Here is a 24,094-nt window from a genome sequence, read left to right on the forward strand (position 1 = left end):
CACCTCTTACTCACCGAATTTTACAACTCGTGTAGGGTCGTATAGGTAAACGCCGTAGTGTTCATCACCAGTGATAACCGTTGTCTTTTTAATGATGTCACGGTCTGTTTCGATAGCTACGTCACGTTTCATCATGATAACAAACGCACCGTATTTATTAGCGTCGTCTGTCTGAGTTTGGCTAGGAGAGACTTTGACGATAAATCCTTTGCCTTCATCAACTTTTTTAGAGCGGACGATTTGCACACCGGCAACTTCACCAAAGGTTCCAGAAACGACCATATCTGCACCAATCTCTGACCCCTTAGTCCATTCTTTCGCTACTGCAGTTTTTAGCTTAATAGCATCTTTAGGGTTGATAATAGCAACATATCGAGCATCTTCTTCATCCTCAAAAATATCAAGAGCTTTATCGATTGCCTCAATAGTTGTAGGAGCGTCTGCAACGTGTTGTGTTGCTGTTTTCGCTACTGCCACCAAATCGTTATCAATTTTATTAGCGATAGCCAACCCAAGCTGATAAGTAGCTTGACCTAGTGGGTCACCAAGACCTGACAAAAGAGCTTCATCGGTAATTTCATAACCTTTAGCAGCCTTTTTAATAGTCATTTCTTTTTCTTTTGTTGATAGTTGGTCTAGAGTAATAGCTTGACCTTCTCCAACCTCTGCAGCATCTCCTGCATACTCCCATGCTGGAACTTTTAGAGTATTCCCTGGTCGGCCTTGGAGTGCTGTTTCCACATAAGCCAGTGAAGTGAATTTAATCAATTTAGGTAGTTTAGCGGAAACCATGTCCGCCATCACTTCTGGGTTAACCATAGTGGCTAATTTAGTTTGTCCTGCTGTCATTTATTTTAACCTTTCAATTTCTTATAGAGTTCTGGGTTATTTTGATAGAGTTCATTTCGACTCTGATAACCCATACGAGCGAATTCTTCTTTTGTGATACCGTCACTATCGACTGGTGCTTGCTTCATAGGAGCTCCACCTTTTAGCTTTTCTTGTACGCCTTTTTGCACGGCTTGTTCCCATGATTTCTGCAATACAGCGACAGACTGCGATACCGTCTCTGCACTTGTCAAATCGACTACATTCACTAACTCAACAGGTAAGTCACGTTCACTTAGCATTGCTTTAGCTTCTGCGGTCAATTCCTTGCGAGCAATCGCCTTTTCACGGTCAGCTAGTTCTTGCTCACGCTGATCCAACTGATATTTCTGTTTCTCGTCAGCGTTCATCTTGGCAAGTTTCTTAGCTTCGTTTTCCTTGGCTTCCTGCTCAGCTTCCCATTTAGAGCGTTCGGCAGATAGCATCTTACCGATTTCAGCACGAGTGAAAGTTCGTTCGTGCTTTTCTTCTTGCACCGTATCAACATTTTCTTGAGTGTCGACAGTCTCAGTTGATTCAGTAGATACAGTTGCATTGATTTCTTCTGACATAATTGTCCTCCAGCGATTACGTCGCCACTCGATAATCTCGCTTTACGTCCGGCGACGGAACAGTACAGCTTTTAATGTCATCGGTACAGTTTGGACAATATAAAAACCGTACGGGATTCCATACGGTTAGAGCATAAGAAAACCGCCTTGATTTCGATGCGGTTAGGTTATTTATTTTTCAATTGTTTCAGTTTCTTTCTGTATTCAATTCCGACTTTTAGAGTTGAAATTACTGCTGAGATTACTTCGAATAATTTAATTATTACGAACAAAATTAATGCAAAAAATATAATCCAACCAAATAAAATTGATACCCAATCCCAGATAAACATGTTTTCACTCCTCTACTTTTTCGTATGTTTCTTTAAAAATGTCAGGTTTGCATGGATAGTACTCGCCCTGAACTCCTTTAATAATGTAATCCCCTTCTGTCGCAATCATCAATCCTTCAAGCGTTTCGATTTTTAAAAGAGGATTTTTTAAGTCTGCGTAATCAATCCGTACTGGATCTAATCCAAAATCACATAGCTCATTTATAGCTTCTTCTGTATCTAAAAACTGCACGGCTTCAACCACTACTGGCTTTTTACGGTATTTCATTTCTCGCTCCTTTCTATTCATCATTTTCGAGGCTTAGCATTCTTGTCCACCCATTCTTTGAAAGCATCAAAAGTATCCATGTTTTTAAGAGACAAATACTTTTCAACTTCTTCAACGGCTTCATCAACTTTATCGTCATGAAAACAATAACCATTACCCGATAAATCAAAAATTTTATTTTGTTTCTTCTTATCAACAATCCACAAATTTTTTCCAGTCCAAGCACTCCGTGAGTCGTAACATTCCTTCGATTGTATTTCAAGTCCGTTATCTTCAATCAATTCTATCAATTTTTTATACTTGTTCATTAAAATTTCCTTTCTGGGCACGAAAAAAGCACTTAGATTTCTCTAGGTGCTTTTCTAAATCGTTTCAAGTTTTAGATTCTTGACAAATTCATCCCATTCGTCATCTAACTCCTCAACAGTTTTGTTTTTATTTCGTTCATAGGCTTTTTTTAACAATTCATCCAGATTGTCGTCTTCGGCTTCTGGCCAATCATAATCATACTTCTCAATCATGTCAATCAATCCTTCCAAATTCAAATTCAAACAGATTAGAAAACATTTCAAGCGTTTTCTCTTGTGCTATAACTTCATTATAACCCATTTTTTTGAATTTTTCAATTTGGTGAGAGTATTTTGAGAGTGCTATTTTTGGTATCCTCTTATTGGGTCTGGTATACCAATACACGCTTCCATCGTGGCCTATCGTTAAACCATATTTTACAGTATTATTTTTATTCCGTTGTTGTAAGGAAGCAAAGTCACTGAGCGAAGGAGGATAACCAGATGGATGATTGTGAATCGAAATAAGACTTTGTTCAGATTGTTCTTTAAAAGCCCTTCTGACTTGGTCATTATAAACTACACCTTTTGTCTTTCTGGCTTTATTTGATAATGCAACAACTCTTCCTGTATCTGCATTAAGCAAATAGTAATCTTCAAATGGAGTTCCGTTTCTATGCTGCAACATCTGTCTTGAAACTCTTGCGATAGGTTCGGATAGATGTGAGGTCTTTGGGTGATTTTTTAATTTGTCAACAAATTCATCGCTTCGCACATAATCAAGGTCTGCTCCAAATTGCCTACCACTTAATTCTCGTTCTCGTGGTTCCGCAACATACTTTCTATACCACTCTTTATAAGTCATATCAGCAGGCACATACTCGACTTTACCAGTCTTAGGGTTCCTTGCCCTACGCTTCAGTTTGCTGTAGTCTGCGTCCTCATCGTATCCGACAGTAGTAGACCTACACCACGGGTGCATAGGCGGACAATTGACACCAGGGACAGCCTTATCCCTGTCGTAGACTTGATTGTCATGCTTCTGACAAATACGTGATGTACGCTTGTCTAAGACGGCCACAAAGATATACTTTTCTATATCTGCTTCTTCATAGCTGAGTAGTTCCATCTGGTTATGAAAAAAGGCTGATTCTGTCCGAACCAAACGCCTTGCATCATTCTGACCTACATTGAATCGCTCAGCAATTGCTTGTGCAGTTCCTCGTATATCTCGGCCTGTCATAAGGCTTATGAGTAATTCATCTTTTATGCTAGAAGTGAGCTTTCCTGTATTCTTCCAGATATCTGTAGAGTACGTGCTTCCGTCATCTAGCCAACTAAAAGACTGTAGATGTTTTATCTCGCTCTCAGGAAGCCCAGAAAAGCCGTATGCTAGCCCTGTCTGCTGTTGCAGGTCAAAGGTAGCCTTGTAGTAACTATCCTTCATAAAGTCGCTATAAAAGGCGTCTGAGCCCGTCTTCTCTGAATGATAGATAGATTCACGCATACGATCTAAATCGTCGCTCAAACGCTCTAAGCGCTTCATACGGAAAGAATAAGCCGGACTATCTAAGTCAGCCAGTAGTCTTTGGATATTTGGGTCATTCGGTCTTGCTTTAAGCACCTTGCGAAGTTCCTTCAAGTCTTTCTTGTCTTTCATGTTCTTCAAGACTTGTCTAGCATCTACCTGACTTAAACCATAATCACGTTGGAACTTATCAAAAATCTTATTGATTTCCTTATCTAAGTATGTCTTAGCTTCTTGATAGACCTTATCGAACTTGTCTGCCTGCTTTTCGGCCTTGTCCATCTGTTGGTAAATCAGATTGGCTTTCCTCTTCGCCCAATACTCCTGATTCTTCATCCTCTACCTCATCTTCGGGTTTCGTGTTGTCTTGGTTAAACATCGGCATGTCTTCCATGTTCTTCTTTTTCTCTTCTTCCAAGGCTTCCAGCTCAGCGTCAGGGTCTTCCACAAACGGCAAGAGAGAAATAAGCTGTCTATTGGTCACTTTACCTTCCAAGTTGTTCACAATCTGAGAGATTTCCAACAAGTTCTTAGGCAAACCACGGCTAAACTGTGGAACTATTGAATGAGACTCTAAAGCAATCTGCTTCATACCCAAGTAATGAGCAAAAATCGCAATACGCTGACGCAATCCACGCTTGTAGTTCGCTTCCTTGGTCTTAGTAATCATCTCAAGACCCATTAACTTGAATTCCATGGCTACGCCCGACGTATTCCCTGCGAAATTCTCATCAGTCAGATTAGGCACATGGCTGAATGTGTAGATATCCTCTTTCAATGCTGTGCGCAAAATTTCCGTAGCACTTTCATCCAGCGTGTTCTTCAAGAACTCAGCCCTTGCACTATCGCCTGGCAATTCCAAAAGACCTTCTTCAGAAAGAATCTTCATCGCTACCTTAGCGTCTTCTGGCGTGTCTGCTAACTGCGTACCATACAATACAAGGATAGACTCTACTGCCTGTTCCTTGTCATTGACACGGTTACCCATCAAGGAATTATAAGCATCTATCAAGCTAATCTGTTGCTCGTAGTCTCCAATCGAAAAGTGATTGTTGCGATACTCGATAATTGGGATTTGGCCAAGATTATGAGGTGTTGCCTCTTCAATCTGAGATATTCCCGAATCTGTACTTCTTAGCACCATATGATAGTGCAAATTTTCGGTAAAGACTTCTGCCTGATACTTAGTAGTATCTTTCGTATCGTCCTTGACTTGATAGTAGTAGACCGCAAACAAAGGCTTCCGCTCAATGCTATCATCGTAGACCATGAAGGCATTCTCTGGATCAATACTAGTTGAGTCCAACTCAGTCAATCCCTCTTTGGCATAGATGTACTCGTAAGCACGACCGTAGATAGCCATGTTCAAAGCATTCTGAGCGTCTACTTGGTCAATCTCAGCGCCATCAAAAGCTGTCAGTAGTTCATCGATATCACCTTCAGCAGTGTTATTGTACTTGATAGGATTGCCCATAAAATAGCCCGTAGCCGTGTCTGCGATGTCCTTGGCATGATTGGCTACCGTTTTGTAATTAGGTGCATTCTCGTTGCGTCTCTTGTGATCTAAGATAGCATGCTCACCCAAGTAGTAGCTTTTAAGCTTCTTCAACCGTGAGCCTTCAGTGCTATGCTTCGTTATCAATTTGTAAATCAGGTCTTTCTTCAAAGAACCCTCATCATATCCATCTCGTGGGTAGGTTAAATATTGGTACATGTCTTTCCTCTCTATAAACCATAATCAGAACGTCTGCGAACGGTTGCTTTCCCACCTTCGATACATTGAAGACTGTAGCGCAAAGCATCCATCAAGTGGTTGTTTTTATCTTCTGGTTTATTCAGCCAGTTTCCTTCTTTGTCTTGTTGATAACAATAGCTATAAAATTCATCCATGATGTTTTTACAATCTGGATGCACATAAATAGCGTATCCTTGTAACTTGGACACGCCTGCCATAATACTATCCTTACCTTTACGACTCTCTTTAATTCGAGTTATACCATATTCTGACCTTAGTTCCTCAATCAATCGTAATTCAGCGCTATCAGCGATAATCCGTGAGCGGTGATAACCTTTGTCTTTTATCATCTTAGCAACTTCTTTGGTTATCAATCCGACTTTATACGCTTCGTCAAAAACATAAATCTCTTTCGTTGTATCGTTTATGAGCGAACAACACAAAGCAGTTGGGTCGTGAGTGAAACCAAAGTCAAGACCAATACATAATTTATTAGATGAATCTTGTAGTAATTCATCTTTATTGAACTCTTTGACAGTCACGTTCTCGTAGATTAAACCTTCAGCAACTCCCCATTCGCCATCGCAGACGATTCTAGCACGTCTGGGGTTCGTATGATATAAATCCTCATAACGCTTGATATCGACTTCATCCAGCCACTCGTTGCATTTATAAGTAGTCGTAGTAGCGAACGTGTCAGCTCGTCTCGTTTCTTCATCAAAGAAGACACGCTTGAGCCAGTGCCTTTCATTCCACGGGTTAAATGTGACTGTGATTTGTTTAAAGAAACCAGGTACGTCTAAGCTACCACGGATTGACTCAACAACCGTACTGAATTTATCTTCAGTCTCAATTTGATATGCTTCCTCGAACCATGCCCAACAAAGAATACCAACATCGACCGTGATAGATGTGATTTTTAGTTCATCATCCAAACCACGGAACAGTATTTTTTGACCAGTCGCTTTTACAGTTATTTCTGGTAAGGACTCATTAAATTTAAACAAATGAGTCACACCCAACACATTACACGCCCATTTAAAATCCGTATAGGTAGATTGCTTGTTCGTATTCGAATATCTACGAATGACAAGCAAGTTAGCCCAGGGATATTTCAAAAGACGTACGACGTAATTTAATGCAGTTGTCTTGGACTTCTTCGAACCACGGGACCCTTTGACTACACGATAAAGACTTCTTGAGCGCCAGAACTGTCCGTATCCCCCGCCTACTGTCTTAGGTAGGTCAACAACAATATCATTCTGTTTAATCTGGTATTTCTGACTCATTTGCAAACACCACCGTTCCAGAAACATCAGCCTCTACCTTGTCTGTCCAAAGCCTATGCCGTTTACCAAGGAGTTCGGCTGCCTTGATTCTATCTTTTGCTCCGACATCAATATCCGTAATCGTTTGACCTAATTCTCCTATGCTTATCAAGGTCTGTTCTTGCGTCTCTCCTCGCATTACTGATGTTAGATAACTAAGGACCTCTTGCTGATCTGCGATTTTTTCAGAATCAAGTTGTTTCAGTCGTTCATCTATATAGCTTTTAATCTTAGGATTCTTTAGTAACTTATGCCCTTCAACGCCTGCCACTCTATCACTAGAAACACTATAACCTGCTTTCTTATAAGCTTCCGTCGCATTACCTGAGATGATGTACTCATCTGCAAATCTCTTTTGTTTTATTCTCAATCCACTCAATTTTCCATCACCACCTTTCAAAAAATCAAAAAAAGCCACACAATGTGTGACCTTTTCAAGACCTCTCACTGCGAATTAAAATCGCAATTGGAACGACAGGACTCGAACCTGTGACGTCTCAATTCCCTAAATAGAACTTAATCCGTCTACCATATATCCATTAACCAGCATGAGACTACTGCTTTAAGTGAGTGACTTTTGATAACTTATTGTTTATTATCTTGTCCACAAATATTCCTACTTGTATCACTCATGCACGATTGGTTAGACCAATCACTCCTTACATCACAAACTACTAAGCCATTTTTCAATTAACGAAGACCCCGCTAAAAGTCTAAGCTGCTTTACTCTTTGACTTTACTCTTATCCTTGCGAGACTTGAGCAGGCAATCTAATTGCCGAAGTACACTTTCGTTTACGACGGGCGATGACTTTTGCTTTTTTTGAGTTTTTTCTATCTTGAATAGCTTTTAAAATATAAAAATCATCTTTCATCTATCACAGACACGCATCGCCATGTGTTTCATTCTCTTTTGAAGAACAAAATGCACAGCGCCTGCTTGTTATCGATTGTTTTGCGGACAATCAACTCACCTTACATACTTTTGGGAGGCGCCCAATTTTTGTAAGATATGGTATTAAGCTCTTGTTGCACCTCGAACCAAACACCTCTTTCCTCTTATAGACTCGTTTCACAGCCAAACTGCCACGTTTGCATTTCCTCAGCACCTTGCCGTTGGAATCTCCCTGCTTTAACTTCGCCCACCTATTCCAAAATTGAAATAGTTAAGATTAAATTGCTTAGATTGACCATTTCTGGCAGGATGTTTGATAGATTTAAAAACATCCTTTTCCTGAGTTACCACAGATTATCTAGGCTAAGCCCTAAAAATGCAAAGCGACTACTACCTTGCGTGTTAATTAGAAATAAATTTTCTGATTTATTTTTTTGTAGTCATTTAAAACCTCTGAGGGAATCAAACCCTCTAGCTTATAACTTACCTAGGATATAAGTAGCTACGCAACCATGCGAGGTTCGGTCACTTCTGCAACCATTTTTAAGTTAATGAGTGATATATGAATGCTAAGCCTACTGCCTACCCCATTCTGGGACACAAACACTCAAATGACAGTAGCTGGAATTGAACCAGCTGGTCAGCAGTAAAACGTACGCTTGGTAAAAGTTTCAAGGAGACCCAAACAACCTGCTAACCTGTCCTTACTGTCTAAGAGGCCGAAGCCTCTGTATTTTTAGGAGTCCTCATGACTGTTCGTTGCCAATCATTGGATAATACTATTTTAGCACCTTTTTCCGTTCCAATTCTCCCAAGATTTTCCCAGATTTTTCCCAAGATTTTCCCAGAAATCACTTATAGACTAAAAGGTTGCTGGCTTGATAGGACTCTGCAAACTCTAATAGAGCTTTGTTCAATATCCGATAATACTCACTGGATGAGTAGCCTAGTTCTGAATAAATACTGTAGTCTTCCCTCCTTTTCTTCCTGCAATATCGTTCGATTAGGATACGTGTGTATTCCATATCGGAAAGATTGTTGATTGCTTTAGCGATTAGTTCTAAGTCCTGCTGTGCTGATACTCTACGCAAGACCATGCTTTCTACCTGCTTACTTGTCTGACCACTTGATGATCTTGGCTCCAGCGAGTAGGATATTGTGATTTTCGGAGCGTATTCTTCTCCAGCTATCCGTCTCAGACGACTGTATTTTTTTAGTACTTTGATAGCTTCCTTTCTGGTTTTCTTTTCATCGATGATATCCAATAACTCTATTTGCACACGAACTCCTCCTCATGATATAATAGTTATGCGAAACTATAACACGAGAAGTCAGCTGTGCTGGCTTTTTTCTTGCCTTACTCCCTTTTTAGGTGTATACTGGATGTATACAAAATAAAGGAGAAACAAATGAATACTGTTAAAACTCGTAAGGTTGGGAACTCTGTCACTGTGACCATTCCGAAAACACTCAATGTTCCAGAAGGTCAGGAAATGTTTGTCTACAAGGGTGTAGATAATGTCATTGTCCTAGCTCCAAAAATTCCAGACCCATTTAATGGAGATGCAGACCTACGCATGGAAGATGACTTTGAGGGGGTAAGATTCCTTGACAGCGAAATATGATTACATTCCAGAAAAACAGGACATCATCTGGATTGACTTTGACCCGTCTGTTGGACGTGAGATTCAGAAGCGCCGTCCTGCTATTGTCGTCTCTCGTAGAGAGTATTCGGAGCGGACAGGATTTGTTGCTGTATGCCCTATTACACACGGTCAAAACAGACTAGAAGAACAAGGTCTGCTCGTTCCAGTGCGTTCCAATAAGGTAGATGGCTCTGTCAATCCACTCCAACTCTATACTTTTGACTTTAGAGAGCGAAAGGCTCAAAAAATCACAACCATGGATACAACCAGTTTTCAGAAGGTTGTCCAACTCTACAACTTCATCTTTGAAGCCTAGTCCTTATGGATTGGGCTTTTTTATTCCTCCAAAAATTCAGGGTTTTCGTAGATGTTGCCGATGACTTCTTCATGCTCAGTCCACGCATATCCTTCTCCCAAGTCTTTTAGGTATACAGCTGGCATTCCACCTATGAATGTACCACCATATTCTTTTTCTAAATACACTTCATGTGGACATCCTCTTGTGCATTTGATAATATCTCCGACAAAGACCTCTTTGCCGTTCTTATCCTTGAGTCCTGTTGATTGCATGATAGAGTCATAATCATCAAAATGTAACCACTTTTTTCTATCTTCAATCCAAATGACAGGACAAGTCCAGTTTTCATCATCTGTGTCACAATTGCCTACCATGACTTTGTAATTCATTTCTTTTCGCAGTCTATCCCACGCTCTAAATTTTGGTATCATAACATCACCTCATCCCCAACTTTCACTTTCTCATACACGTCCTTCGTAACTACAAACACCCCGTAGTCACGAATGGTAAGCGTGTATAGCTTCCCCTGTCGTCCTTTCTCAAGGACTTTACCGAATATCTCAGCGCCTGCGTTATCGGCTTTATAGATAACCAGCGGTTTCTTCTCTTCCAAATCTCGAATCCTGTCCATCTGCCAGATGTTCAATCCAGCAGAGACAAGAATCCAGATAGCTATGAATCGTTTCAATCTGTGACCTCCTCATTCATAATTTTGTTGAACTGCTCTTTGTCAATAAGGCCACGATTAATCATGGTTTTGACTGTCAACACAATCTTGTTCAATTTGTTAAATTCTTTGTCGGGCAATGTAATCATAGTAATCCTTTCCATCACTCCACCTCCTCAATCTCAATCCCTGGGCAATCGAATACCCAGCCGAAGTTGGCTTCTTCTAGTTGTTTGCGGGTGTGAGTTGTACGAAATTTTTTATCTAGTGTTATATTTTTTAACGTCCAAGCGTGAAGGTGCTTAATCAAGGTTAAGTAACTATATGAGTCTTCAATCCATTTAAACCTTACATAATACTTTTTCTCTTCCTCGACCTCGTAGCCGAATTGGTGCATGTTGACAAGGGTTTGAATAGGTTTATTATCTACGTCGTTTAACCAAAAAGCGAACTTACTATCAATCTTTCCCGACTCGCTTTTTGAAGATAACCAATCCCACACATTGTACTCAAATTCGTCTTTGTGTTCCTCATACCAATCCGCCACAAACTTCTTAACTTTGACTTTTTCACGTTCAACCATACCTTCAAGTTTGCCTTGCTCATAACCTTCACGCCATTTTGCATGACTAAAATCCTGTTTAAATTCACTCATGATAGCCTTTAGCCAAACTTCACGATCATGGTCTGGCAGTTCTCGTAATCGTGCTAATATGTTCTTGAGATAGCGTGGAGCTTCGTCTGCATGACCTGTTTCTGGTTCGTCTAAACGCTTCAAATCGCTTATTATACCGTCTGTTGCTACAACTTTAAAATTATAGCTATTTTTAAGCAACTCATATTTCGAAATTAATTCTTGTTTATTCGTTCTTAATTCCTGCTTATTCATCTTCCAACTCCTTCACTTTCTGTTTCAATTCTTCATTTCTCTTTCGTGCATCACACGGCTTCGAATACTCGACTATCTTTTCTTCGTTTTGCTTAATTGTGCGTTTCAGTCCGTCTATGACTGTTTGTTTATCATACTTCAACTAAATACCTCATCAAATTTCATGACATCCTCATTCCACTTGAACGGTTCGTGTGCCAGTCTTGCGAAACTATTCTTATCAACTCCATTCGGTCTATCTGTGGCATATTTCAAAAACAATGGTTGTTTACACACATAACATCGAACCGATTTCCAATCTGATCCAACATATCTCACGAAGCAACTTCCGCAAAACGGACACTGTACGTCTGTTCTTAGTTTATTCATTTTTTTCCATTTTTTACAAATAAAATTTAATGCAACCGTGCAACCGATAGAAATCAAAAAGTAAAAAGTAAATTTTAAGAATCCTTATTTAATAGGCTTTCTCTTTATATACTATTATTAAATATACTTTTTATAAAATATCGGTTGTATCGGTTGCATTATATAAAAATAGTCTAAAAAAACCAGTAATATCAAGGGGTTAGGGGTGCAACCGTTCTTTCATTTTATCGGATGCATATCGGATACATGCAACCGTTCTTTTTTTAAAGTGCATCCGATGCAACCGATAGAAATCAGAAACGTATCCGATCTACTTTTGTATAATTCTCTTAAAACCTTTTGTATTTTTTCCACCGATTCGAAACTGCCCCTTTTGCCAATCGGGATGATTGTCCATAATCATATTGATTTTAGTCGAGAGTTTCTTATCATTTGAATTTCTCATAAATAGGTTATACATGATTTCCCGAGTTGAAACTTTCGATAGTTTTTCAGCGCCAGGTTCGAACTCGCCATTGTTATCAAAATACTTAAAGGTATATTGATGTTGCTGCTGCATGGACCAATTATGCCAATTTTTAGGCACAGGCATATCTAAATATTCAAGTACCTGCAATTCAACTTCATCACGATACATGAACCGTTCTCGATAGATGTTCAGTTCTTCTTCTGTCTTTTTATCAAACATCAAATCAACACCAGTTTTATAGATTGTGACAGCTTCGCCCCAAATCTGCTCAATTGTCTCAGGTTCGATTTCCATCGGGTGTTTCTTCTGCTTGCTAGCATCTGCCATCACAGATAAGAACCGTCGCTCCCCAGTCTTATCCTTGAGGTATTCTTTCTGGTTCGTCGTCCTTGCTAAGATGAAGTTCTTAGCGAATTCTTCTGTACGCTTCATGTAAGGTTTACGATAACGTAAGCTTGTTTTTGAGATAAAGGCTTTCGTTTCAGCAAAACTCATTCGATTACTAGCAACCATTTCATCATCATTGACAATCAAGGATTTTAGCATGATGTCGTAGTTGTCTTTGTTTGTAAAATCAGTAACGGCATCGGTATACCAGTCACCACCTAACTTTTGGAGAAGAGAGGTTTTCCCGACACCTTGACCACCTACCAAGTCCAGAACATAGTCAAATTTAACGTAAGGATCATAGACTTTAGCAACTGCACCAACTAACCATATTTGAGCGATTTTAGAAATCAAGGGGTTATCATCAGCACCGAGATAGACCTGAAGCATTTGGTTAATACGCTCACGACCATCCCACCTTCCTTCTGCTCGTTCCATGTATTCTAGAACCGGGTTGTAGCTTCTTTCTGAGAAGAAAGTCTCCATACCGTCTAGCATGGCTTGATTGGTAAAAGCTACGCCCAAAACACTTTCAAAATAAACTTTTACAACTGAGTCAAAATTTGAAGGCAATTCCCCTTTTTTGAAAAGGGTGTTGCCTATTTTGATATCTTTTAGGAGTTCATGTTCTTGTGAAAATTCATTGTGTTTCAAATAAATACTAAGCTGATCATCTGCCTTAAAGGAAAGTAACACATTGCTGGGACTGTTCGATTTAATCGCACCTTTATCTGTTAGTATCATCGTATCTTGTGAATTAATACTTACAACATTACCAATTGCTCTCACCTCCTATCTTTCTTAATCATACTTTCAATTGTTCGCATCATTTCTTTGTCAGGTAAAGGATTTGGACTATTGACATTCGCTAATCTAGCCAACTGAACAACAACTTCATCATCAACCGCTCTAAACAAGAGACCACCGACGAATTTTGCTAATTTGTCATTTCGTCCACCCTCATCACCAAAACCAAGGGCTATGGTTTCAAAGAGTTCGGTCGTTTGTGTCTTCTCCCTGGTTTGTGACCGCCTAGCTAAATCCCTCAGACCATCTTTACCATCGTATCTATAGCCGTGAGTTTCACCGTACTGCTTCTTAATCGCTTGGATCAAATCTCTGGAAGGAGTGACGATTGTCCCACCTTCCTTTGATTTTTCTAAATCCCACTCATACTGACCTTTCTCGGTCGCTGAAGGAGCGACTAAGACAAAGTTATTCTCATGAGCCTTGATATCGACACCAGGCAGAAATTTGATCATCTGAGTAATCGGCTCATCTTCTCGCTTAAAGTAGAAGAGATGCTTACCACCACTAGCGGTTTTGGCTTGTAGCGTCGGTTCGATTAAATCCAGATGTTTCCATTTTTTCAACGACTCAAAGCCGTTCTCTTTGCCATGCTTGTCGATATCGACTACAAAGAAATTGGTTGTCCTTAATGCGATATTGGCATTAGGAAAGCCGTCCCAAAAGGTTTCAATTTCACTTGCAGTCATGGTAGGCTTATCAGCAAATTCAATCAATGGCATCTTATTTTTAGGATTGATTGGAATAACTGAGAAGCCTAATTTTTGATACTGCAAAGCGTATTCTTTCATTGACGGCATATCTTAACTCCTTATTTCTTAGAATGGCAAACCATCATCCTCAATTTCTTCTACATTTACAGGCTGCATGGTATCTTCTTCAAGGTCATAGCTACGGAACTCACGACCATCTTTACCTTTAGTTACAGTGATAATCAGATTGAAATAAGAGCCAACTGCTTTACGTTGAAGCGCCTCTTCCATGCTCTTCCCGTCTACGAAATCATCGGTCATAACCTGGTCACCACTTAATACAATTGTTTTTTGGAAGAATTTAATAGTACGTTGTACTGCCCATTCAAGACTCTTACCTTTCCACTCTGTCAAAGTCCCGAATGTGGCAAATTCAGAACGCCCGATATGGTCTCCGCCTCGAATTTCGAACTGATAACCCAAACTCTCCCAACCGCTATCTGCGACGTTAAATGTTGCTTTTTTCAATACTACTGGGTAAGTTCCAGCTGGAATCGGACCGGGTCCGTTTGCGCTGTCTTTACGTGGGTCAAAGCCTTCTTTTTTGATTGATTTTGCGATATCTAATAAACTCATTTGTTTTCTCCTTTAATTCTTAAAATAATTCTTTAACTGCTGCATCTTCGTTTTTTTCTACTTTGGCAGTCGGTTCAATTTTTGGTACTTCTGTTTTTTTGACTCGTGCAGGTTCAACTGCACCACGGATGGTTGTCAAGATTTTCAAAATCTCTTTATCATCAACTTGGTCTGCATAGTAAGTCTTACGTTTGCGGTCAACCTCACGGTTATAATTGCGACCAATTTTTTCAGTATGGATCATCAAGTCCGAATTACCGTTGATAAGGTTAACGTACTTATCTTTTAAACTTGGTTTATCTTTGGTTGCATTACCATTGTCGTCATATTCAGAAATCTGACGACTGATATAAATCACGTTCATCGGTAGAGCCTTCAAGTCAATAACCAACTCGGTTACTGCTTGATTAAAGAAATCGTACCCTTTGCCATATGGAACTTCTGATAATGATTTCAGCCTTGGTTTACCAGCTGGTGTCAATTCATCACAAGCTGCGATTTTAATCATCTCAATCACATCATCGATAACATCAACAACGACTGTTTCGTACGAATGTTTTTGAGTTTGAAGGGCCAAAAGGATTTCTCCCAATTGCTTAATGACTGAGTTCGTAATTTTACCAGTCTGGTCTTTTTCATTCACCAACTGAATACTTGGTACGCTGTTTGCCTCAGCATTTCCGTCCGTATTCAAAATGATTGGGTTCGGAAACTCATTTGCTAAATAGGATTTTCCACTCATGGTTTCGCCATAAATGAAATAGTTTCGAGGTGTGTCCCGTGGGACTCGAGGTTTGTTTTCTGGTAACTTAAACAAATTCATACTCCTTTAAAATAAAATTCAATTACATTTACATCGTGCTGCTGCCGGCTTCCTGTTATGCGCCACAGCAACTGTCGATAATCATCATATTCTCCAGAACCTTCTTCTACAGGATCCAGAACAACGATGGTTTGGTATTTGTGTTGTAGGCCATCCACTCCAACACCTAAAACTTGACTGGTAGCAACGACCACTTTATTATCAAGACCGTCTTGAATATCCCCTGTCCAGATGCCAATATCTGGATGGCGTTCTCGGATAACATTCACAATCTGCTTGGACTTACTAACAATCAACATGTCGTGTGGCGCTCGTTCGATTAGTCCATCTAATTTTAATAGCAGGGGCGTATCAGCATTGACTGGCTTTAGTTTTGGAAAATCGATTTCTACGCCTGTTTGATTCAGATAGCGCTCAAAGGTCTTTCTTCCAAATGATTGCTTGGCCATAGCGGTCTTGCCGTCAACTGTTACAAGATTTAGCTTTCTAAATTCTGTAAGCTTGTCGGTGTTTCCTGATTCTACCTTAACTGGATAAAACTTAATCTCAAAACCGTTGTTTTCAACTGCATTTTCGATTTCTTCGATTTCTTCCCATCTGAAGAAATTTGGTAAATCTGAGATATATTTCTCATAATCTCTAAAATCTTCCCACTTCTCCTTTGAATAACTAAATGGATCATAGACCATTTTTCCATGAGTCTTTTGCCAGTCAAATTTATTGTTGGGTGTTGCCCATCCGAAAACTGTTTTTTCGAGTGGGTAGAAATTCTGACCTTTTTTTCGGATTGGAGTCGCTGAAAGACCTATCGTATATTTCCGCTTTATTTTGCGATACAAGGCCACTTGCTTATCAGACGACATATTCTGCCACTCATCTATTATCAGCACATCACAGGTTAATTTATGACCCTTTTTGACCTGATTTTGAAGATACCTGTCTGTTTGGATGATAACCTCAACATCATCATCAAATTTCATAAATTTAACGGCATCTATCCAACCATTTAAAATGGCTAATCGGTTATTTGTGATGATGATTTTCTTTGCTTTCTTATGCTTTGCAATCGATAAGGCGCATATAGTTTTACCTCTGCCCCCAAGAGCCTCTAAAAAGATTCCATTTGATAAGTGGTCGCTTCTTTTAACTGCTTCAGCTTGCCACTTTCTTAGCCTTATCGTGATACTCGCTCACCACCTTTCCTATATCCTGAATTACTTCTTCAACATCATTCCTCATAGCCCAAAATAGACCTAGTCTTGCAGCTGCTCGAATGTCTTGATGATGGCTTTTCTCAAACTTCCAAAGACCTAAGATTTTTAAAAGATCGTCTGGAATATCTGATTTATAGCCTGCATTGAATTGAAGAATAGCCTCTGGATAACAAAGCTGGATATAAGCGATAGTTTCTGCTACGCTATTATCTTTTGATTTATCATTGTCTCTTGGTTTATATTCCTCGACTATGACTACATCAAATTCAAGACTCTCTCCGATTTCATGGAACCAATCAGCGAAACCTCGCATACCATAAGATACTGCCCAGCTATCGACTAATCTCGCATTGTCTAATAAGACAATTCCTGTTGTTGAAGTTTCAATTTTATTACTACTCGGGTCAATCGCTAAGATTTTGGTCATTTATTACCTCGATAAGATTTTCCAGTAAGTGTCCGAACCCTTCCATTTGCTCATCTCTAACATCGTAATCATCGATTTTAAAATCTAGTTCGATGCATTGTAGAGCTTGTTCGAAAGTTAAAAAACTATACACTTCACATAGATTACGAGCATGCAATACAATTCGTTCCCCTGGGAAATCTATATTTTCCACCCGTGGTTTTTGGTCGAATAAAGTTCCCATTATTTAATCCTCAAACTTCTACTTTCTTGCAAGGTAGCCCCCTTGACTTTCTTACCTGCATTCAGCAATTCCTTGATAGCATTTTTGTCAGGTTTTTTTGCAATCACAAAATATTTCTTAGGTAGCAGATCCTCATCCACAATGACTGAAGGTTGATTTTTAGCCATGTAAACAGTGAAAAGTAAACCTTTAACTTTTTCATGCCCTGTAATTTCAAATGCTTCTTGCATACTTCTTTTAAGCCATACGACATCATTATCTAATGATTTATAACGAGCAGTTAGACGATCAATTTCTTCTTTGATCAGCTTTTTGCTAGCTTCTTTATTTTTGATAACTTTAGCAGTATTTTCGACTTTTTCTTCGAATTCGTTTGACCAATCTATCGACTCTAAAGTGTCAGCTTTTGTCTCTTCGTCTAATCCTTCCGTGTCATTGATTCGTTTAAAAGTCCCAGTTAATTCATAAAGTGTTGTCATTACTTGGTCACCTCTTTCATCAATTTATTTGCTTCTTTAATTAGCAAACGCATAACGTTGCTGTCTGTTTCTTTCTCTGCTGCTCGTGTCAACATATCTACCCACTCGCGTCTAGTGTCATTCTTCCAATCAACTAGTTCAATGAGTTCTTCTGTTTTACTAAAGTAAGGTAAGTAGTCAAGAGACTTATCTTCTAATCGGACACATCTACCTGCCTTCATATCTTTAGATACATTCGCCCTCACAATGCTATTTGTTGTGTTGATAGCCTCAGCAACTTCATCATACGAGGCAGTAGGGTGGTCTTTGTAATATTCCCTAATTCGTTCCGCTTGAGTCATTTGTCCTCTCCTTATACTTTCATATTCATGTTTGAACTTGCATCTTCAACCAATGCCTTCAAATCGTTTTGGTATTTATCAATCAGTTATCTGTTGTTGTTTACGAAATTAGCAACAACCTGTCCAAGAAATTCTTGCGTTGGAATTCCTTTAATATCAGCCAGTAACTTTACAAGCTCTTTCTGTTCCTCGGTCACTTCTGCTCTGAGAAATGACTTTCCTCTATGATGTAAATCTATTAATCATACGCCCTTCCCTTAAATTCATACTTGATTTCCACACTCCCACATTTCACACATTCGAGAGGTGGATAACTATCGAACCAATCAAACTCATGTCCACACTCTGAACATCCACACTTCCACAAATACATCATTTCCTCCGTAATTTCAGTTGGAAATTTTCTGCTTCTAATCTCTTTCTTAAAGATTGTTCTTGTTGCAATTGTTTCTTGAGATCATCGATTTCATGTTGCATATGCGCCATCATCTCAAGATCACGCATCTTCTCTCTACGCTTGCAAGTGGACAAATCCCACGCTTGTCTATCCCATACGATTTGCATATCGTACACTCCGTGGCTCTGGCAAGGCTAGATGCTCAGGACGCAAGCCTTGAGGCGGTTCGTTGTCGTAGGTAAAGCCCTTGAACGGACGACGAATATTATCACGAATTTCTTGACGCTGTGCCTCTCTACCACGTTCGTATGCATGGTTGTAGCCTTGGATAATCATAGACGCAAATTCTTGCTCTTCTCGCCTCTCTTCTTCATTCTGGCGGATTTTCTCCTCTTCCTGCTTATCCATCTGACGAGCTAGAAGCCCTGCACCGATAAATCCTAAAATCACTGTGCCAGTTCCTAATAATTGGCTAACTAATGGTGGTTCAAACATTTTTATCTCCTTACGCTCTTAATTTTCGTACTTCTTTCTCTAATTCCAAAATTTCATAAACATCATTGACATCGTACATAATATCTTTCCCTTGCTTACGAAATCTTAATCCTTTACGTTCTAACTTTTTGATATAGCCATGAGTGAAGCCAAACTTCTTCATCAAAGCCTGTTGATTGATTGGCATGCGATCATTCTCTAACTGCTCCTTGACTTGCTTTTCAGCAAAGGCCAATAATTGATTCGTGAACAATTCAGCACTTTCGCCGTCCAATCGTAATTGTAACGTGATACCTTCCATTTTCTACATCCTCTCAACTATGCGGGCAAGCATTTTTGTGATATAATGGTTTAAATTGTTTTAGTATGCGCCTGATTGCCGTCAGGTGCTTTTTTGTTTTGCCTTAGACAGAAAGTCTAATCATTGACAAGCTTGGCTTTTAATTCAACTTCAATAATACTAAGTCGATCGATTGCTTCTTGCAATTCTTCGGCTTTTTTAAATACTTCTTTACAAGCTTCCTTGAATTCTTCAACACCAGAAACTTCAACATTAAGCCGATATCCTATTGGTCTCATTTCATACCCTCGTCTTACTTTCCATCGCCCTGAGTTCAATCTCATGACTGACTTGTTTCAATAGCTTCTCACACGCTATTTTAGCTTCTCTGTACGTTGTGTTTTCGCTGATGAAGTAATCAGCAAGTTCAATGATTTTATCTTCCATTCAACCTCCTATATCAGTCTCAAGACTGATGTAATATCCTCCTAAATTGCTATAATACTCTTGACTAGGACCTCTCACCGTTTTAGTCAAAATAATCAATAGAAAGGAGGAGATCTAATGACACTATCTGACAAAGAAATCGCTTTAGAACTTACAAAAATTACCGTCGAACACTTTAATACTCGAGTTGCACATAGTGTTCCAAAGTCTGGATTAACAGAAGAAGCCATTGAACAATTCTACAAGCGATTCTATAAAACTGTTACGAATTTAAAAGGTGATCATCCAGAATCGTAACATCTATTTGAAGCACATCTTCTGGATGTGCTTCTTTAATGCGAGCTATTTTTTCAATAGCGTCATCTACAGACGTACTTCTTAAAGAGATATTCAGTTTTGCCATCCCTCTGTCTTCCTTTCTATTTTTAATTTCCATTTCTGCTATAATATAGTCAGAAAGGAGGTGATATTATGACTGAAATTCACGCATGTCTTTGCGGAAATTGGGTGAATCTATCAGCCGAAGACGATTGTGTAATGGGACCAAATATGGCTAGTCCTTACATTTGGTGGGAAGAAAATGCAGAACTCTACTCACCAATTTCTAAACCTGAAGCAAACTCGATGTACCATCAGGATTATATCTACATTCACTATCGTGGTGCTGACTATCGTATCCATCCAATCTTTATTCAAATCGTTTCTAGATAACTTTTTCTAGTCTTTTAGAAATGATTTCTAAATCTAAGTCGTCCAGTTTCAACTGGTCGGCTTTTTCATTTAAACGTGCTTCGACAACTTGGTTAATTTCAAACCATTCTCGTTTTGTAAATTGACTTCTGAATTTTAGAAATTCGTTTATTGTTTCTTTCATTTCCTACTCCTCAAATCTTTCTGTTGATTATCTGATTCTGTCAGGTACTTTTTTGTTTTAATTACACAATTACGGTTAAACCGCAACGTCGGGCAAAAAAATAATATCATCCACTGATACTTCGAAAACACTAGCGATTTGATATGCTTTTGAAACACTTGGTTCTGTTATTCCTCGTTCCCAATGTCCCCAAGTATCAACTGATACATTCACAGCTTCTGCTGCATCACTTTGTCTCCAATTCTTGAGTGTTCTTAGTGTTTTTAAAGTCATTTTTGGCACATTCCCACCTCCTTATCTAAGTTCATCTAATCTGACTTTCCATCGCCCTGAGTTCAATCTCATGACTGACTTGTTTCAATAGCTTCTCACACGCTATTTTAGCTTCTCTGTACGTTGTGTTTTCGCTGATGAAGTAATCAGCAAGTTCGATGATTTTATCTTCCATGATTGTCTCCGAAAATCAGTCTTAAGACCGATGTATTGTTTTATATAAACTGCTACATTAGCAGTAATTTTAAGAAACGAGGAATTCCTAATGGATGATTTATTACCAACAATATTAACTTCTTTTGCAACTACTATGGCTACAAAAGGGGCGGAAGCTCCCGCTCACACTTTTAATGAAGCGTGGAAGTATTTTTTTGGTGGAGTAAATAGCTTCTTGATGAGAGCTAATTTAAAACGTGAAGTCAATGACGTGAAATACGCACAATCCTTTATAAACAAAGCTTTCAAAATCCCTGATGAACAACTACAAGAACCAAAGCTTAGTATAATCGGTCCTGCTCTAGAAGCTTCAAAGTTTTATATTGATGAAGAAGAAATCAGAGAAATGTTCGCGTCTTTATTAGCTGCATCATTTGATAGCTCAAAAAATGATATTGTACACCATTCGTATATTGAGATTATTAAACAATTATCCCCACTAGATGCTAAAAACCTCAGGTTTATTTTTGATAATAAAAAGTATCCTATAGCTAAGTATTCAAGCAACACTCCTGGAACATATGCTTACAAAGATTTAAAGACAAATGTATTTTTACCAGAACACGATGTTTTATCAAATGAGTTAATCAAAATTATAGATAATAACTCATCTTCAATTTCAAATTTAGAACGCCTAGGTTTAATATTTGTTAATCGCATCAATCCATTAGCAGATGATTCTTTATATCACAATTTAGAACACAATCAATTGGTAGATTTTTATAAAGAATTACTCCACGAAGAAAACTTGGAATTAGATATTACAAAACAAAGCGTTTCGTTGACACCTTTTGGTAAAAACTTTTGCTCTATTTGTATTTATTAGCAATTCTATCCATTGTATCTAAAACAAGTTTTCGTAGCTCTTTTCTTGCTTGCCATTCCTCGTTGAAGAAAGTTTCAAGCATTTCGGTCAATCTATTCGAATATCCTCGCAATAGCATTGCCGTCGCCAAAAATGAAGTAATTACTGAGACGAGAATCGCTGAAAGAACACTATCCATTTTCCTACTCCTTATCTTTTTTATCACATCGGTATTCCACTATCTTACGAATAGTGAAAGATACAATCACAAATCCTGCTAAGATTATCAAACCAACATTTTCATCCATTGCTTTTCACGGCAAATGATGGTACACTATCAAGTAGAGGTTGGGGCATTGCCCCTTTCTCTACTTTTTATTTTGAAGCTTACGTTTGTGTTCTAAGATTTGTTTGTGCCACAAACGTGCTTCTCTGGTTAAGCCTAGTACCAAGATGACGGTTGCAGTGTCCTTGGTTGCTAGGCTTTTTATGATGTGTTCCATCATTCGCCTTACCTCCTTTCCCTTAAGCTTGATTATATTATACTGCGGTTAAACCGCAATGTCAAGTGTTTTTTGCGTTTTTTTCGTAATTTTTTATTTTATTCTTTACTTTTTTGCGTTTTTGCCGTAAAATATACTATGTAAGGAGGGGCGGAAATGAAAGTCGAAAACAAAGAAATTTTTGCCAATAATCTAAGTTTTTACATGGAGCAAAAAGGAGTAGATAGAAATACATTATGTGCAGACTTGGATTTGAAATACACTACAGTTCGCGACTGGCTAAAAGGAATAACTTATCCTCGGATTGGTAAAATTGAACTTTTGGCAAACTATTTTAATATAAATAAATCTGACCTTATCGAAAACAAAATTTCTACTGCTCAACCGTCAGACTCCCTTTTAGAAGAAATCACAAACACCGCTCGAAAATTATCCCCTGAAAATAAAAAAATCGTTCTACGAACGTCTGAGGATCTTCTGAAAGAGCAGAACGAAGATAAAACGAAGGTAAACGAAGTATCGGAAAATATCATCAGACTGGACGACTACAGACAGACTACTTACCGACGTGTTACTGGGGTTGTCTCTGCTGGGAGTGGTTCGATACAGGATGACGATTTAGATATGGAGGTTTCATTCTATGAGGATGAAATCCCAGACAACTACGACGCTATCGCTTATGTCGTCGGCAACTCTATGGAGCCAAAGATAAAAAATGGCGACTACCTCTTTATCAAGAATACCCCACAGGTTGACTATAACACTATCGGTATCTTCCAAGTAGACGGCGCCAACTATGTCAAGAAACTACGTCAAGGGTATTTAGAAAGTCTTAACCCTGATTATGAGGATATACACCTAGACGAAAGCAACGACGTCCGAACTATCGGCGAAGTCGTGAGTATATACAGAGAAAATTAAAATAAATATGTGCAACAACTGATCCACACTAAAAGCTGATAGAGAGGTTTCATTATGAAACAAGAACGCAAAGTTTTAGGTATTTTAGCTATTATTTTTGGAGCGCTGGCTCTACTTGGCTCATGGATGCCTATCATCAATAATTTTTCATTCATTCTAGCTATTTTAGCTCTCATCTTCGGTTTAATTGGTTTTGCAGTAAACAGAAAACGACCAAAAACGCTAGCTATTATTGGGACAGTTCTAGCAGTCGTGTCTATTGCTATTGTATTAGTAACTCAAGCAATGTACGCTAAATCATTGAAAGAACTAGGTAAAAACGTTGAAGAGACTGTTAGCTCTGTAAGTTCTTCTATCGAATCATCTCAAAAAGAGGAAGATGCTAAATTTAACTGGACAAAAGAACAGTTTGATGCGCTTCAAGTTGGTGATATTATCAACTATGGAGCTGGTGGAACTAACTACGATGACGTTGCTAGCGTTCACGGAGAACCTAACAATGTAACAACTAGTTCAGTAAATGACCACGACAGCAAGACAGTATCATACACTTCTACTGGTAGCAAATACAAGAGCGTTATTCTTTCGTTTTCAAAACAAGACGACGGTTCTTTCTTGTTGACTTCTAAAGTTAGTTCAGGTCTAGAATAAAAACCAACTGTTTCCATTTTGGAAACAACTCAAAAAAATCCCCACACTCGCCAT

The 24,094-nt window shown here is 38.8% G+C and carries 40 protein-coding genes; 7 read left to right on the top strand and 33 right to left on the bottom strand.

All coding sequences use genetic code 11. The annotated features are described in order from the left end of the window. Positions 1–6: 6 nt before the first annotated feature. The 10 genes from SP4011_RS06250 to SP4011_RS06295 form a co-directional block, all read right to left on the bottom strand. A complete protein-coding gene (locus SP4011_RS06250) occupies positions 7–849 on the bottom strand; it encodes a N4-gp56 family major capsid protein (protein ID WP_173278533.1) in 843 nt (280 codons plus the stop codon). A gap of 5 nt (positions 850–854) precedes the next feature. Further along, the gene (locus tag SP4011_RS06255; protein ID WP_338618292.1) at positions 855–1,439 is read right to left on the bottom strand and encodes a DUF4355 domain-containing protein; all 585 of its coding nucleotides are present in this window, start codon (positions 1,437–1,439) and stop codon (positions 855–857) included. 336 nt (positions 1,440–1,775) lie between these two features. Then, the gene (locus tag SP4011_RS06260) at positions 1,776–2,039 is read right to left on the bottom strand and encodes a hypothetical protein (RefSeq protein WP_262081566.1); all 264 of its coding nucleotides are present in this window, start codon (positions 2,037–2,039) and stop codon (positions 1,776–1,778) included. Positions 2,040–2,059: 20 nt separating this feature from the next. After that, on the bottom strand, positions 2,060–2,347 hold the full coding sequence (locus tag SP4011_RS06265) for a hypothetical protein (protein ID WP_338618295.1): 288 nt from the start codon (positions 2,345–2,347) through the stop codon (positions 2,060–2,062). 54 nt (positions 2,348–2,401) lie between these two features. Further along, positions 2,402–2,560, bottom strand: coding sequence for a hypothetical protein (locus tag SP4011_RS06270; protein ID WP_296171966.1), 159 nt, complete (start codon positions 2,558–2,560; stop codon positions 2,402–2,404). Between the two features lies 1 nt (position 2,561). Further along, positions 2,562–4,190 (bottom strand): minor capsid protein, encoded by a 1,629-nt coding sequence (locus SP4011_RS06275; protein WP_338618302.1) that lies wholly within the window; start codon positions 4,188–4,190, stop codon positions 2,562–2,564. Continuing rightward, entirely contained in the window at positions 4,099–5,568 is a 1,470-nt protein-coding gene (locus tag SP4011_RS06280) for a phage portal protein (RefSeq protein WP_338618304.1), read from the bottom strand. Before SP4011_RS06280 ends, SP4011_RS06275 begins: the two co-directional genes overlap by 92 nt. Before the next feature lie 11 nt (positions 5,569–5,579). Beyond that, complete coding sequence (locus SP4011_RS06285) at positions 5,580–6,878, bottom strand: PBSX family phage terminase large subunit (RefSeq protein WP_338618307.1); 1,299 nt, start codon at positions 6,876–6,878, stop codon at positions 5,580–5,582. Then, positions 6,856–7,296 (bottom strand): terminase small subunit, encoded by a 441-nt coding sequence (locus SP4011_RS06290; protein ID WP_419992028.1) that lies wholly within the window; start codon positions 7,294–7,296, stop codon positions 6,856–6,858. The genes SP4011_RS06285 and SP4011_RS06290 overlap by 23 nt, the downstream gene beginning before the upstream one ends. 1,366 nt (positions 7,297–8,662) lie before the next feature. Beyond that, positions 8,663–9,091, bottom strand: coding sequence for an ArpU family phage packaging/lysis transcriptional regulator (locus SP4011_RS06295; RefSeq protein ID WP_001165368.1), 429 nt, complete (start codon positions 9,089–9,091; stop codon positions 8,663–8,665). A 129-nt stretch (positions 9,092–9,220) separates the two neighbouring features. On the opposite strand from SP4011_RS06295, the gene mazE reads away from it, so the two are divergent. Both mazE and SP4011_RS06305 read left to right on the top strand, forming a co-directional pair. Then, a complete protein-coding gene (gene mazE / locus SP4011_RS06300; RefSeq protein WP_001098943.1) occupies positions 9,221–9,436 on the top strand; it encodes a type II toxin-antitoxin system PemI/MazE family antitoxin in 216 nt (71 codons plus the stop codon). Continuing rightward, the gene (locus SP4011_RS06305) at positions 9,420–9,773 is read left to right on the top strand and encodes a type II toxin-antitoxin system PemK/MazF family toxin (RefSeq protein WP_338618312.1); all 354 of its coding nucleotides are present in this window, start codon (positions 9,420–9,422) and stop codon (positions 9,771–9,773) included. The genes mazE and SP4011_RS06305 overlap by 17 nt, the downstream gene beginning before the upstream one ends. 20 nt (positions 9,774–9,793) lie before the next feature. On the opposite strand, the gene SP4011_RS06310 is transcribed toward SP4011_RS06305, so the two are convergent. The 17 genes from SP4011_RS06310 to SP4011_RS06390 form a co-directional block, all read right to left on the bottom strand. Next, positions 9,794–10,186 (bottom strand): YopX family protein, encoded by a 393-nt coding sequence (locus SP4011_RS06310; RefSeq protein WP_172922637.1) that lies wholly within the window; start codon positions 10,184–10,186, stop codon positions 9,794–9,796. Then, on the bottom strand, positions 10,183–10,443 hold the full coding sequence (locus SP4011_RS06315; RefSeq protein ID WP_338618317.1) for a DUF1372 family protein: 261 nt from the start codon (positions 10,441–10,443) through the stop codon (positions 10,183–10,185). Before SP4011_RS06315 ends, SP4011_RS06310 begins: the two co-directional genes overlap by 4 nt. Next, the gene (locus SP4011_RS06320) at positions 10,440–10,586 is read right to left on the bottom strand and encodes a hypothetical protein (RefSeq protein WP_338618319.1); all 147 of its coding nucleotides are present in this window, start codon (positions 10,584–10,586) and stop codon (positions 10,440–10,442) included. Before SP4011_RS06320 ends, SP4011_RS06315 begins: the two co-directional genes overlap by 4 nt. Further along, positions 10,586–11,311 carry a DUF1642 domain-containing protein gene (locus tag SP4011_RS06325; protein WP_338618321.1) on the bottom strand — a complete coding sequence of 242 codons (726 nt, stop codon included), beginning with the start codon at positions 11,309–11,311 and terminating at the stop codon, positions 10,586–10,588. Before SP4011_RS06325 ends, SP4011_RS06320 begins: the two co-directional genes overlap by 1 nt. Positions 11,312–11,990: 679 nt before the next feature. Continuing rightward, a complete protein-coding gene (locus SP4011_RS06330; RefSeq protein WP_338618323.1) occupies positions 11,991–13,280 on the bottom strand; it encodes a virulence-associated E family protein in 1,290 nt (429 codons plus the stop codon). A 41-nt stretch (positions 13,281–13,321) separates the two neighbouring features. Beyond that, positions 13,322–14,143 carry a bifunctional DNA primase/polymerase gene (locus SP4011_RS06335; RefSeq protein ID WP_338618325.1) on the bottom strand — a complete coding sequence of 274 codons (822 nt, stop codon included), beginning with the start codon at positions 14,141–14,143 and terminating at the stop codon, positions 13,322–13,324. An 18-nt stretch (positions 14,144–14,161) separates the two neighbouring features. Then, on the bottom strand, positions 14,162–14,671 hold the full coding sequence (locus SP4011_RS06340) for a hypothetical protein (RefSeq protein WP_338618327.1): 510 nt from the start codon (positions 14,669–14,671) through the stop codon (positions 14,162–14,164). A gap of 19 nt (positions 14,672–14,690) precedes the next feature. Next, a complete protein-coding gene (locus tag SP4011_RS06345; RefSeq protein WP_338618329.1) occupies positions 14,691–15,488 on the bottom strand; it encodes an AAA family ATPase in 798 nt (265 codons plus the stop codon). 2 nt (positions 15,489–15,490) lie between these two features. Next, a complete protein-coding gene (locus SP4011_RS06350; protein ID WP_338620408.1) occupies positions 15,491–16,678 on the bottom strand; it encodes a DEAD/DEAH box helicase family protein in 1,188 nt (395 codons plus the stop codon). Continuing rightward, on the bottom strand, positions 16,647–17,135 hold the full coding sequence (locus SP4011_RS06355) for a hypothetical protein (protein ID WP_338618331.1): 489 nt from the start codon (positions 17,133–17,135) through the stop codon (positions 16,647–16,649). The genes SP4011_RS06350 and SP4011_RS06355 overlap by 32 nt, the downstream gene beginning before the upstream one ends. Positions 17,136–17,357: 222 nt before the next feature. Beyond that, positions 17,358–17,837 (bottom strand): siphovirus Gp157 family protein, encoded by a 480-nt coding sequence (locus tag SP4011_RS06360; protein ID WP_338618333.1) that lies wholly within the window; start codon positions 17,835–17,837, stop codon positions 17,358–17,360. Then, entirely contained in the window at positions 17,837–18,178 is a 342-nt protein-coding gene (locus SP4011_RS06365) for a hypothetical protein (RefSeq protein ID WP_338618335.1), read from the bottom strand. The genes SP4011_RS06360 and SP4011_RS06365 overlap by 1 nt, the downstream gene beginning before the upstream one ends. A gap of 372 nt (positions 18,179–18,550) precedes the next feature. Next, entirely contained in the window at positions 18,551–18,742 is a 192-nt protein-coding gene (locus SP4011_RS06370) for a hypothetical protein (RefSeq protein WP_050253754.1), read from the bottom strand. Beyond that, on the bottom strand, positions 18,723–19,070 hold the full coding sequence (locus tag SP4011_RS06375) for a hypothetical protein (protein ID WP_338618338.1): 348 nt from the start codon (positions 19,068–19,070) through the stop codon (positions 18,723–18,725). The genes SP4011_RS06370 and SP4011_RS06375 overlap by 20 nt, the downstream gene beginning before the upstream one ends. A 10-nt stretch (positions 19,071–19,080) precedes the next feature. After that, the gene (locus tag SP4011_RS06380; RefSeq protein WP_020903598.1) at positions 19,081–19,371 is read right to left on the bottom strand and encodes a hypothetical protein; all 291 of its coding nucleotides are present in this window, start codon (positions 19,369–19,371) and stop codon (positions 19,081–19,083) included. A 116-nt stretch (positions 19,372–19,487) separates the two neighbouring features. Further along, complete coding sequence (locus SP4011_RS06385) at positions 19,488–19,649, bottom strand: hypothetical protein (protein WP_338618341.1); 162 nt, start codon at positions 19,647–19,649, stop codon at positions 19,488–19,490. A 1-nt stretch (position 19,650) separates the two neighbouring features. Beyond that, positions 19,651–19,797 carry a hypothetical protein gene (locus tag SP4011_RS06390; RefSeq protein ID WP_218757089.1) on the bottom strand — a complete coding sequence of 49 codons (147 nt, stop codon included), beginning with the start codon at positions 19,795–19,797 and terminating at the stop codon, positions 19,651–19,653. A 117-nt stretch (positions 19,798–19,914) separates the two neighbouring features. On the opposite strand from SP4011_RS06390, the gene SP4011_RS06395 reads away from it, so the two are divergent. Beyond that, a complete protein-coding gene (locus SP4011_RS06395; RefSeq protein WP_338618344.1) occupies positions 19,915–20,094 on the top strand; it encodes a hypothetical protein in 180 nt (59 codons plus the stop codon). Here the strand turns inward: SP4011_RS06395 and SP4011_RS06400 are convergent. Beyond that, complete coding sequence (locus SP4011_RS06400; protein ID WP_338618346.1) at positions 20,060–20,200, bottom strand: hypothetical protein; 141 nt, start codon at positions 20,198–20,200, stop codon at positions 20,060–20,062. The two genes, SP4011_RS06395 and SP4011_RS06400, sit on opposite strands and share 35 nt — an antisense overlap. Positions 20,201–20,268: 68 nt before the next feature. Between SP4011_RS06400 and SP4011_RS06405 the strand changes: the two genes are divergently transcribed. Continuing rightward, positions 20,269–20,508 carry a hypothetical protein gene (locus tag SP4011_RS06405; RefSeq protein ID WP_261083671.1) on the top strand — a complete coding sequence of 80 codons (240 nt, stop codon included), beginning with the start codon at positions 20,269–20,271 and terminating at the stop codon, positions 20,506–20,508. Here the strand turns inward: SP4011_RS06405 and SP4011_RS06410 are convergent. The 3 genes from SP4011_RS06410 to SP4011_RS06420 all read right to left on the bottom strand — a co-directional run bounded on the left by SP4011_RS06410 (position 20,501) and on the right by SP4011_RS06420 (position 21,119). After that, positions 20,501–20,671: a hypothetical protein gene (locus SP4011_RS06410; RefSeq protein WP_261080331.1), complete on the bottom strand. Its 171-nt coding sequence runs from the start codon at positions 20,669–20,671 to the stop codon at positions 20,501–20,503. The two genes, SP4011_RS06405 and SP4011_RS06410, sit on opposite strands and share 8 nt — an antisense overlap. A gap of 75 nt (positions 20,672–20,746) precedes the next feature. Next, a complete protein-coding gene (locus SP4011_RS06415; protein ID WP_338618352.1) occupies positions 20,747–20,953 on the bottom strand; it encodes a helix-turn-helix transcriptional regulator in 207 nt (68 codons plus the stop codon). 22 nt (positions 20,954–20,975) lie between these two features. Next, positions 20,976–21,119, bottom strand: a complete 144-nt coding sequence (locus tag SP4011_RS06420) for a hypothetical protein (protein ID WP_194282332.1) — start codon at positions 21,117–21,119, stop codon at positions 20,976–20,978. Between the two features lie 90 nt (positions 21,120–21,209). Here SP4011_RS06420 and SP4011_RS06425 point away from each other — a divergent pair, with 90 nt between their 5' ends. After that, positions 21,210–21,986 carry a DUF4393 domain-containing protein gene (locus SP4011_RS06425; RefSeq protein WP_338618358.1) on the top strand — a complete coding sequence of 259 codons (777 nt, stop codon included), beginning with the start codon at positions 21,210–21,212 and terminating at the stop codon, positions 21,984–21,986. Here SP4011_RS06425 and SP4011_RS06430 read toward each other — a convergent pair. Continuing rightward, the gene (locus SP4011_RS06430; protein ID WP_338618360.1) at positions 21,970–22,164 is read right to left on the bottom strand and encodes a hypothetical protein; all 195 of its coding nucleotides are present in this window, start codon (positions 22,162–22,164) and stop codon (positions 21,970–21,972) included. The two genes, SP4011_RS06425 and SP4011_RS06430, sit on opposite strands and share 17 nt — an antisense overlap. Positions 22,165–22,333: 169 nt before the next feature. Continuing rightward, positions 22,334–22,471, bottom strand: coding sequence for a hypothetical protein (locus SP4011_RS06435; RefSeq protein WP_000969962.1), 138 nt, complete (start codon positions 22,469–22,471; stop codon positions 22,334–22,336). Positions 22,472–22,624: 153 nt separating this feature from the next. Between SP4011_RS06435 and SP4011_RS06440 the strand changes: the two genes are divergently transcribed. Together SP4011_RS06440 and SP4011_RS06445 are read left to right on the top strand one after the other, a co-directional pair. After that, positions 22,625–23,389 (top strand): S24 family peptidase, encoded by a 765-nt coding sequence (locus SP4011_RS06440; RefSeq protein WP_338618363.1) that lies wholly within the window; start codon positions 22,625–22,627, stop codon positions 23,387–23,389. 54 nt (positions 23,390–23,443) lie between these two features. Continuing rightward, positions 23,444–24,040 (top strand): CD20-like domain-containing protein, encoded by a 597-nt coding sequence (locus tag SP4011_RS06445; protein WP_016397645.1) that lies wholly within the window; start codon positions 23,444–23,446, stop codon positions 24,038–24,040. Positions 24,041–24,094 lie beyond the last annotated feature (54 nt).

Origin of the sequence: Streptococcus parapneumoniae (assembly GCF_037076355.1) — a bacterium.
Taxonomy (GTDB): Bacteria; Bacillota; Bacilli; order Lactobacillales; family Streptococcaceae; genus Streptococcus; species Streptococcus parapneumoniae.

What these genes read in the sequence shown, in the direction of transcription:
- SP4011_RS06375 (WP_338618338.1), bottom strand. Translation starts at nt 19,070, where the DNA reads ATGTTTGAACCACCATTAGTTAGCCAATTATTAGGAACTGGCACAGTG.
- mazE (WP_001098943.1), top strand. Translation starts at nt 9,221, where the DNA reads ATGAATACTGTTAAAACTCGTAAGGTTGGGAACTCTGTCACTGTGACC.
- SP4011_RS06435 (WP_000969962.1), bottom strand. Translation starts at nt 22,471, where the DNA reads ATGATGGAACACATCATAAAAAGCCTAGCAACCAAGGACACTGCAACC.
- SP4011_RS06255 (WP_338618292.1), bottom strand. Translation starts at nt 1,439, where the DNA reads ATGTCAGAAGAAATCAATGCAACTGTATCTACTGAATCAACTGAGACT.
- SP4011_RS06280 (WP_338618304.1), bottom strand. Translation starts at nt 5,568, where the DNA reads ATGTACCAATATTTAACCTACCCACGAGATGGATATGATGAGGGTTCT.
- SP4011_RS06335 (WP_338618325.1), bottom strand. Translation starts at nt 14,143, where the DNA reads ATGCCGTCAATGAAAGAATACGCTTTGCAGTATCAAAAATTAGGCTTC.
- SP4011_RS06420 (WP_194282332.1), bottom strand. Translation starts at nt 21,119, where the DNA reads ATGGAAGATAAAATCATCGAACTTGCTGATTACTTCATCAGCGAAAAC.
- SP4011_RS06265 (WP_338618295.1), bottom strand. Translation starts at nt 2,347, where the DNA reads ATGAACAAGTATAAAAAATTGATAGAATTGATTGAAGATAACGGACTT.
- SP4011_RS06385 (WP_338618341.1), bottom strand. Translation starts at nt 19,649, where the DNA reads ATGAGACCAATAGGATATCGGCTTAATGTTGAAGTTTCTGGTGTTGAA.
- SP4011_RS06275 (WP_338618302.1), bottom strand. Translation starts at nt 4,190, where the DNA reads ATGAAGAATCAGGAGTATTGGGCGAAGAGGAAAGCCAATCTGATTTAC.
- SP4011_RS06260 (WP_262081566.1), bottom strand. Translation starts at nt 2,039, where the DNA reads ATGAAATACCGTAAAAAGCCAGTAGTGGTTGAAGCCGTGCAGTTTTTA.
- SP4011_RS06390 (WP_218757089.1), bottom strand. Translation starts at nt 19,797, where the DNA reads ATGGAAGATAAAATCATTGAACTTGCTGATTACTTCATCAGCGAAAAC.
- SP4011_RS06340 (WP_338618327.1), bottom strand. Translation starts at nt 14,671, where the DNA reads ATGAGTTTATTAGATATCGCAAAATCAATCAAAAAAGAAGGCTTTGAC.
- SP4011_RS06430 (WP_338618360.1), bottom strand. Translation starts at nt 22,164, where the DNA reads ATGGATAGTGTTCTTTCAGCGATTCTCGTCTCAGTAATTACTTCATTT.
- SP4011_RS06325 (WP_338618321.1), bottom strand. Translation starts at nt 11,311, where the DNA reads ATGAATAAGCAGGAATTAAGAACGAATAAACAAGAATTAATTTCGAAA.
- SP4011_RS06285 (WP_338618307.1), bottom strand. Translation starts at nt 6,878, where the DNA reads ATGAGTCAGAAATACCAGATTAAACAGAATGATATTGTTGTTGACCTA.
- SP4011_RS06440 (WP_338618363.1), top strand. Translation starts at nt 22,625, where the DNA reads ATGAAAGTCGAAAACAAAGAAATTTTTGCCAATAATCTAAGTTTTTAC.
- SP4011_RS06270 (WP_296171966.1), bottom strand. Translation starts at nt 2,560, where the DNA reads ATGATTGAGAAGTATGATTATGATTGGCCAGAAGCCGAAGACGACAAT.
- SP4011_RS06410 (WP_261080331.1), bottom strand. Translation starts at nt 20,671, where the DNA reads ATGAAAGAAACAATAAACGAATTTCTAAAATTCAGAAGTCAATTTACA.
- SP4011_RS06330 (WP_338618323.1), bottom strand. Translation starts at nt 13,280, where the DNA reads ATGATACTAACAGATAAAGGTGCGATTAAATCGAACAGTCCCAGCAAT.
- SP4011_RS06310 (WP_172922637.1), bottom strand. Translation starts at nt 10,186, where the DNA reads ATGATACCAAAATTTAGAGCGTGGGATAGACTGCGAAAAGAAATGAAT.
- SP4011_RS06365 (WP_338618335.1), bottom strand. Translation starts at nt 18,178, where the DNA reads ATGACTCAAGCGGAACGAATTAGGGAATATTACAAAGACCACCCTACT.
- SP4011_RS06370 (WP_050253754.1), bottom strand. Translation starts at nt 18,742, where the DNA reads ATGCAAATCGTATGGGATAGACAAGCGTGGGATTTGTCCACTTGCAAG.
- SP4011_RS06355 (WP_338618331.1), bottom strand. Translation starts at nt 17,135, where the DNA reads ATGACCAAAATCTTAGCGATTGACCCGAGTAGTAATAAAATTGAAACT.
- SP4011_RS06360 (WP_338618333.1), bottom strand. Translation starts at nt 17,837, where the DNA reads ATGACAACACTTTATGAATTAACTGGGACTTTTAAACGAATCAATGAC.
- SP4011_RS06250 (WP_173278533.1), bottom strand. Translation starts at nt 849, where the DNA reads ATGACAGCAGGACAAACTAAATTAGCCACTATGGTTAACCCAGAAGTG.
- SP4011_RS06405 (WP_261083671.1), top strand. Translation starts at nt 20,269, where the DNA reads ATGACTGAAATTCACGCATGTCTTTGCGGAAATTGGGTGAATCTATCA.
- SP4011_RS06400 (WP_338618346.1), bottom strand. Translation starts at nt 20,200, where the DNA reads ATGGCAAAACTGAATATCTCTTTAAGAAGTACGTCTGTAGATGACGCT.
- SP4011_RS06320 (WP_338618319.1), bottom strand. Translation starts at nt 10,586, where the DNA reads ATGGAAAGGATTACTATGATTACATTGCCCGACAAAGAATTTAACAAA.
- SP4011_RS06395 (WP_338618344.1), top strand. Translation starts at nt 19,915, where the DNA reads ATGACACTATCTGACAAAGAAATCGCTTTAGAACTTACAAAAATTACC.
- SP4011_RS06425 (WP_338618358.1), top strand. Translation starts at nt 21,210, where the DNA reads ATGGATGATTTATTACCAACAATATTAACTTCTTTTGCAACTACTATG.
- SP4011_RS06380 (WP_020903598.1), bottom strand. Translation starts at nt 19,371, where the DNA reads ATGGAAGGTATCACGTTACAATTACGATTGGACGGCGAAAGTGCTGAA.
- SP4011_RS06445 (WP_016397645.1), top strand. Translation starts at nt 23,444, where the DNA reads ATGAAACAAGAACGCAAAGTTTTAGGTATTTTAGCTATTATTTTTGGA.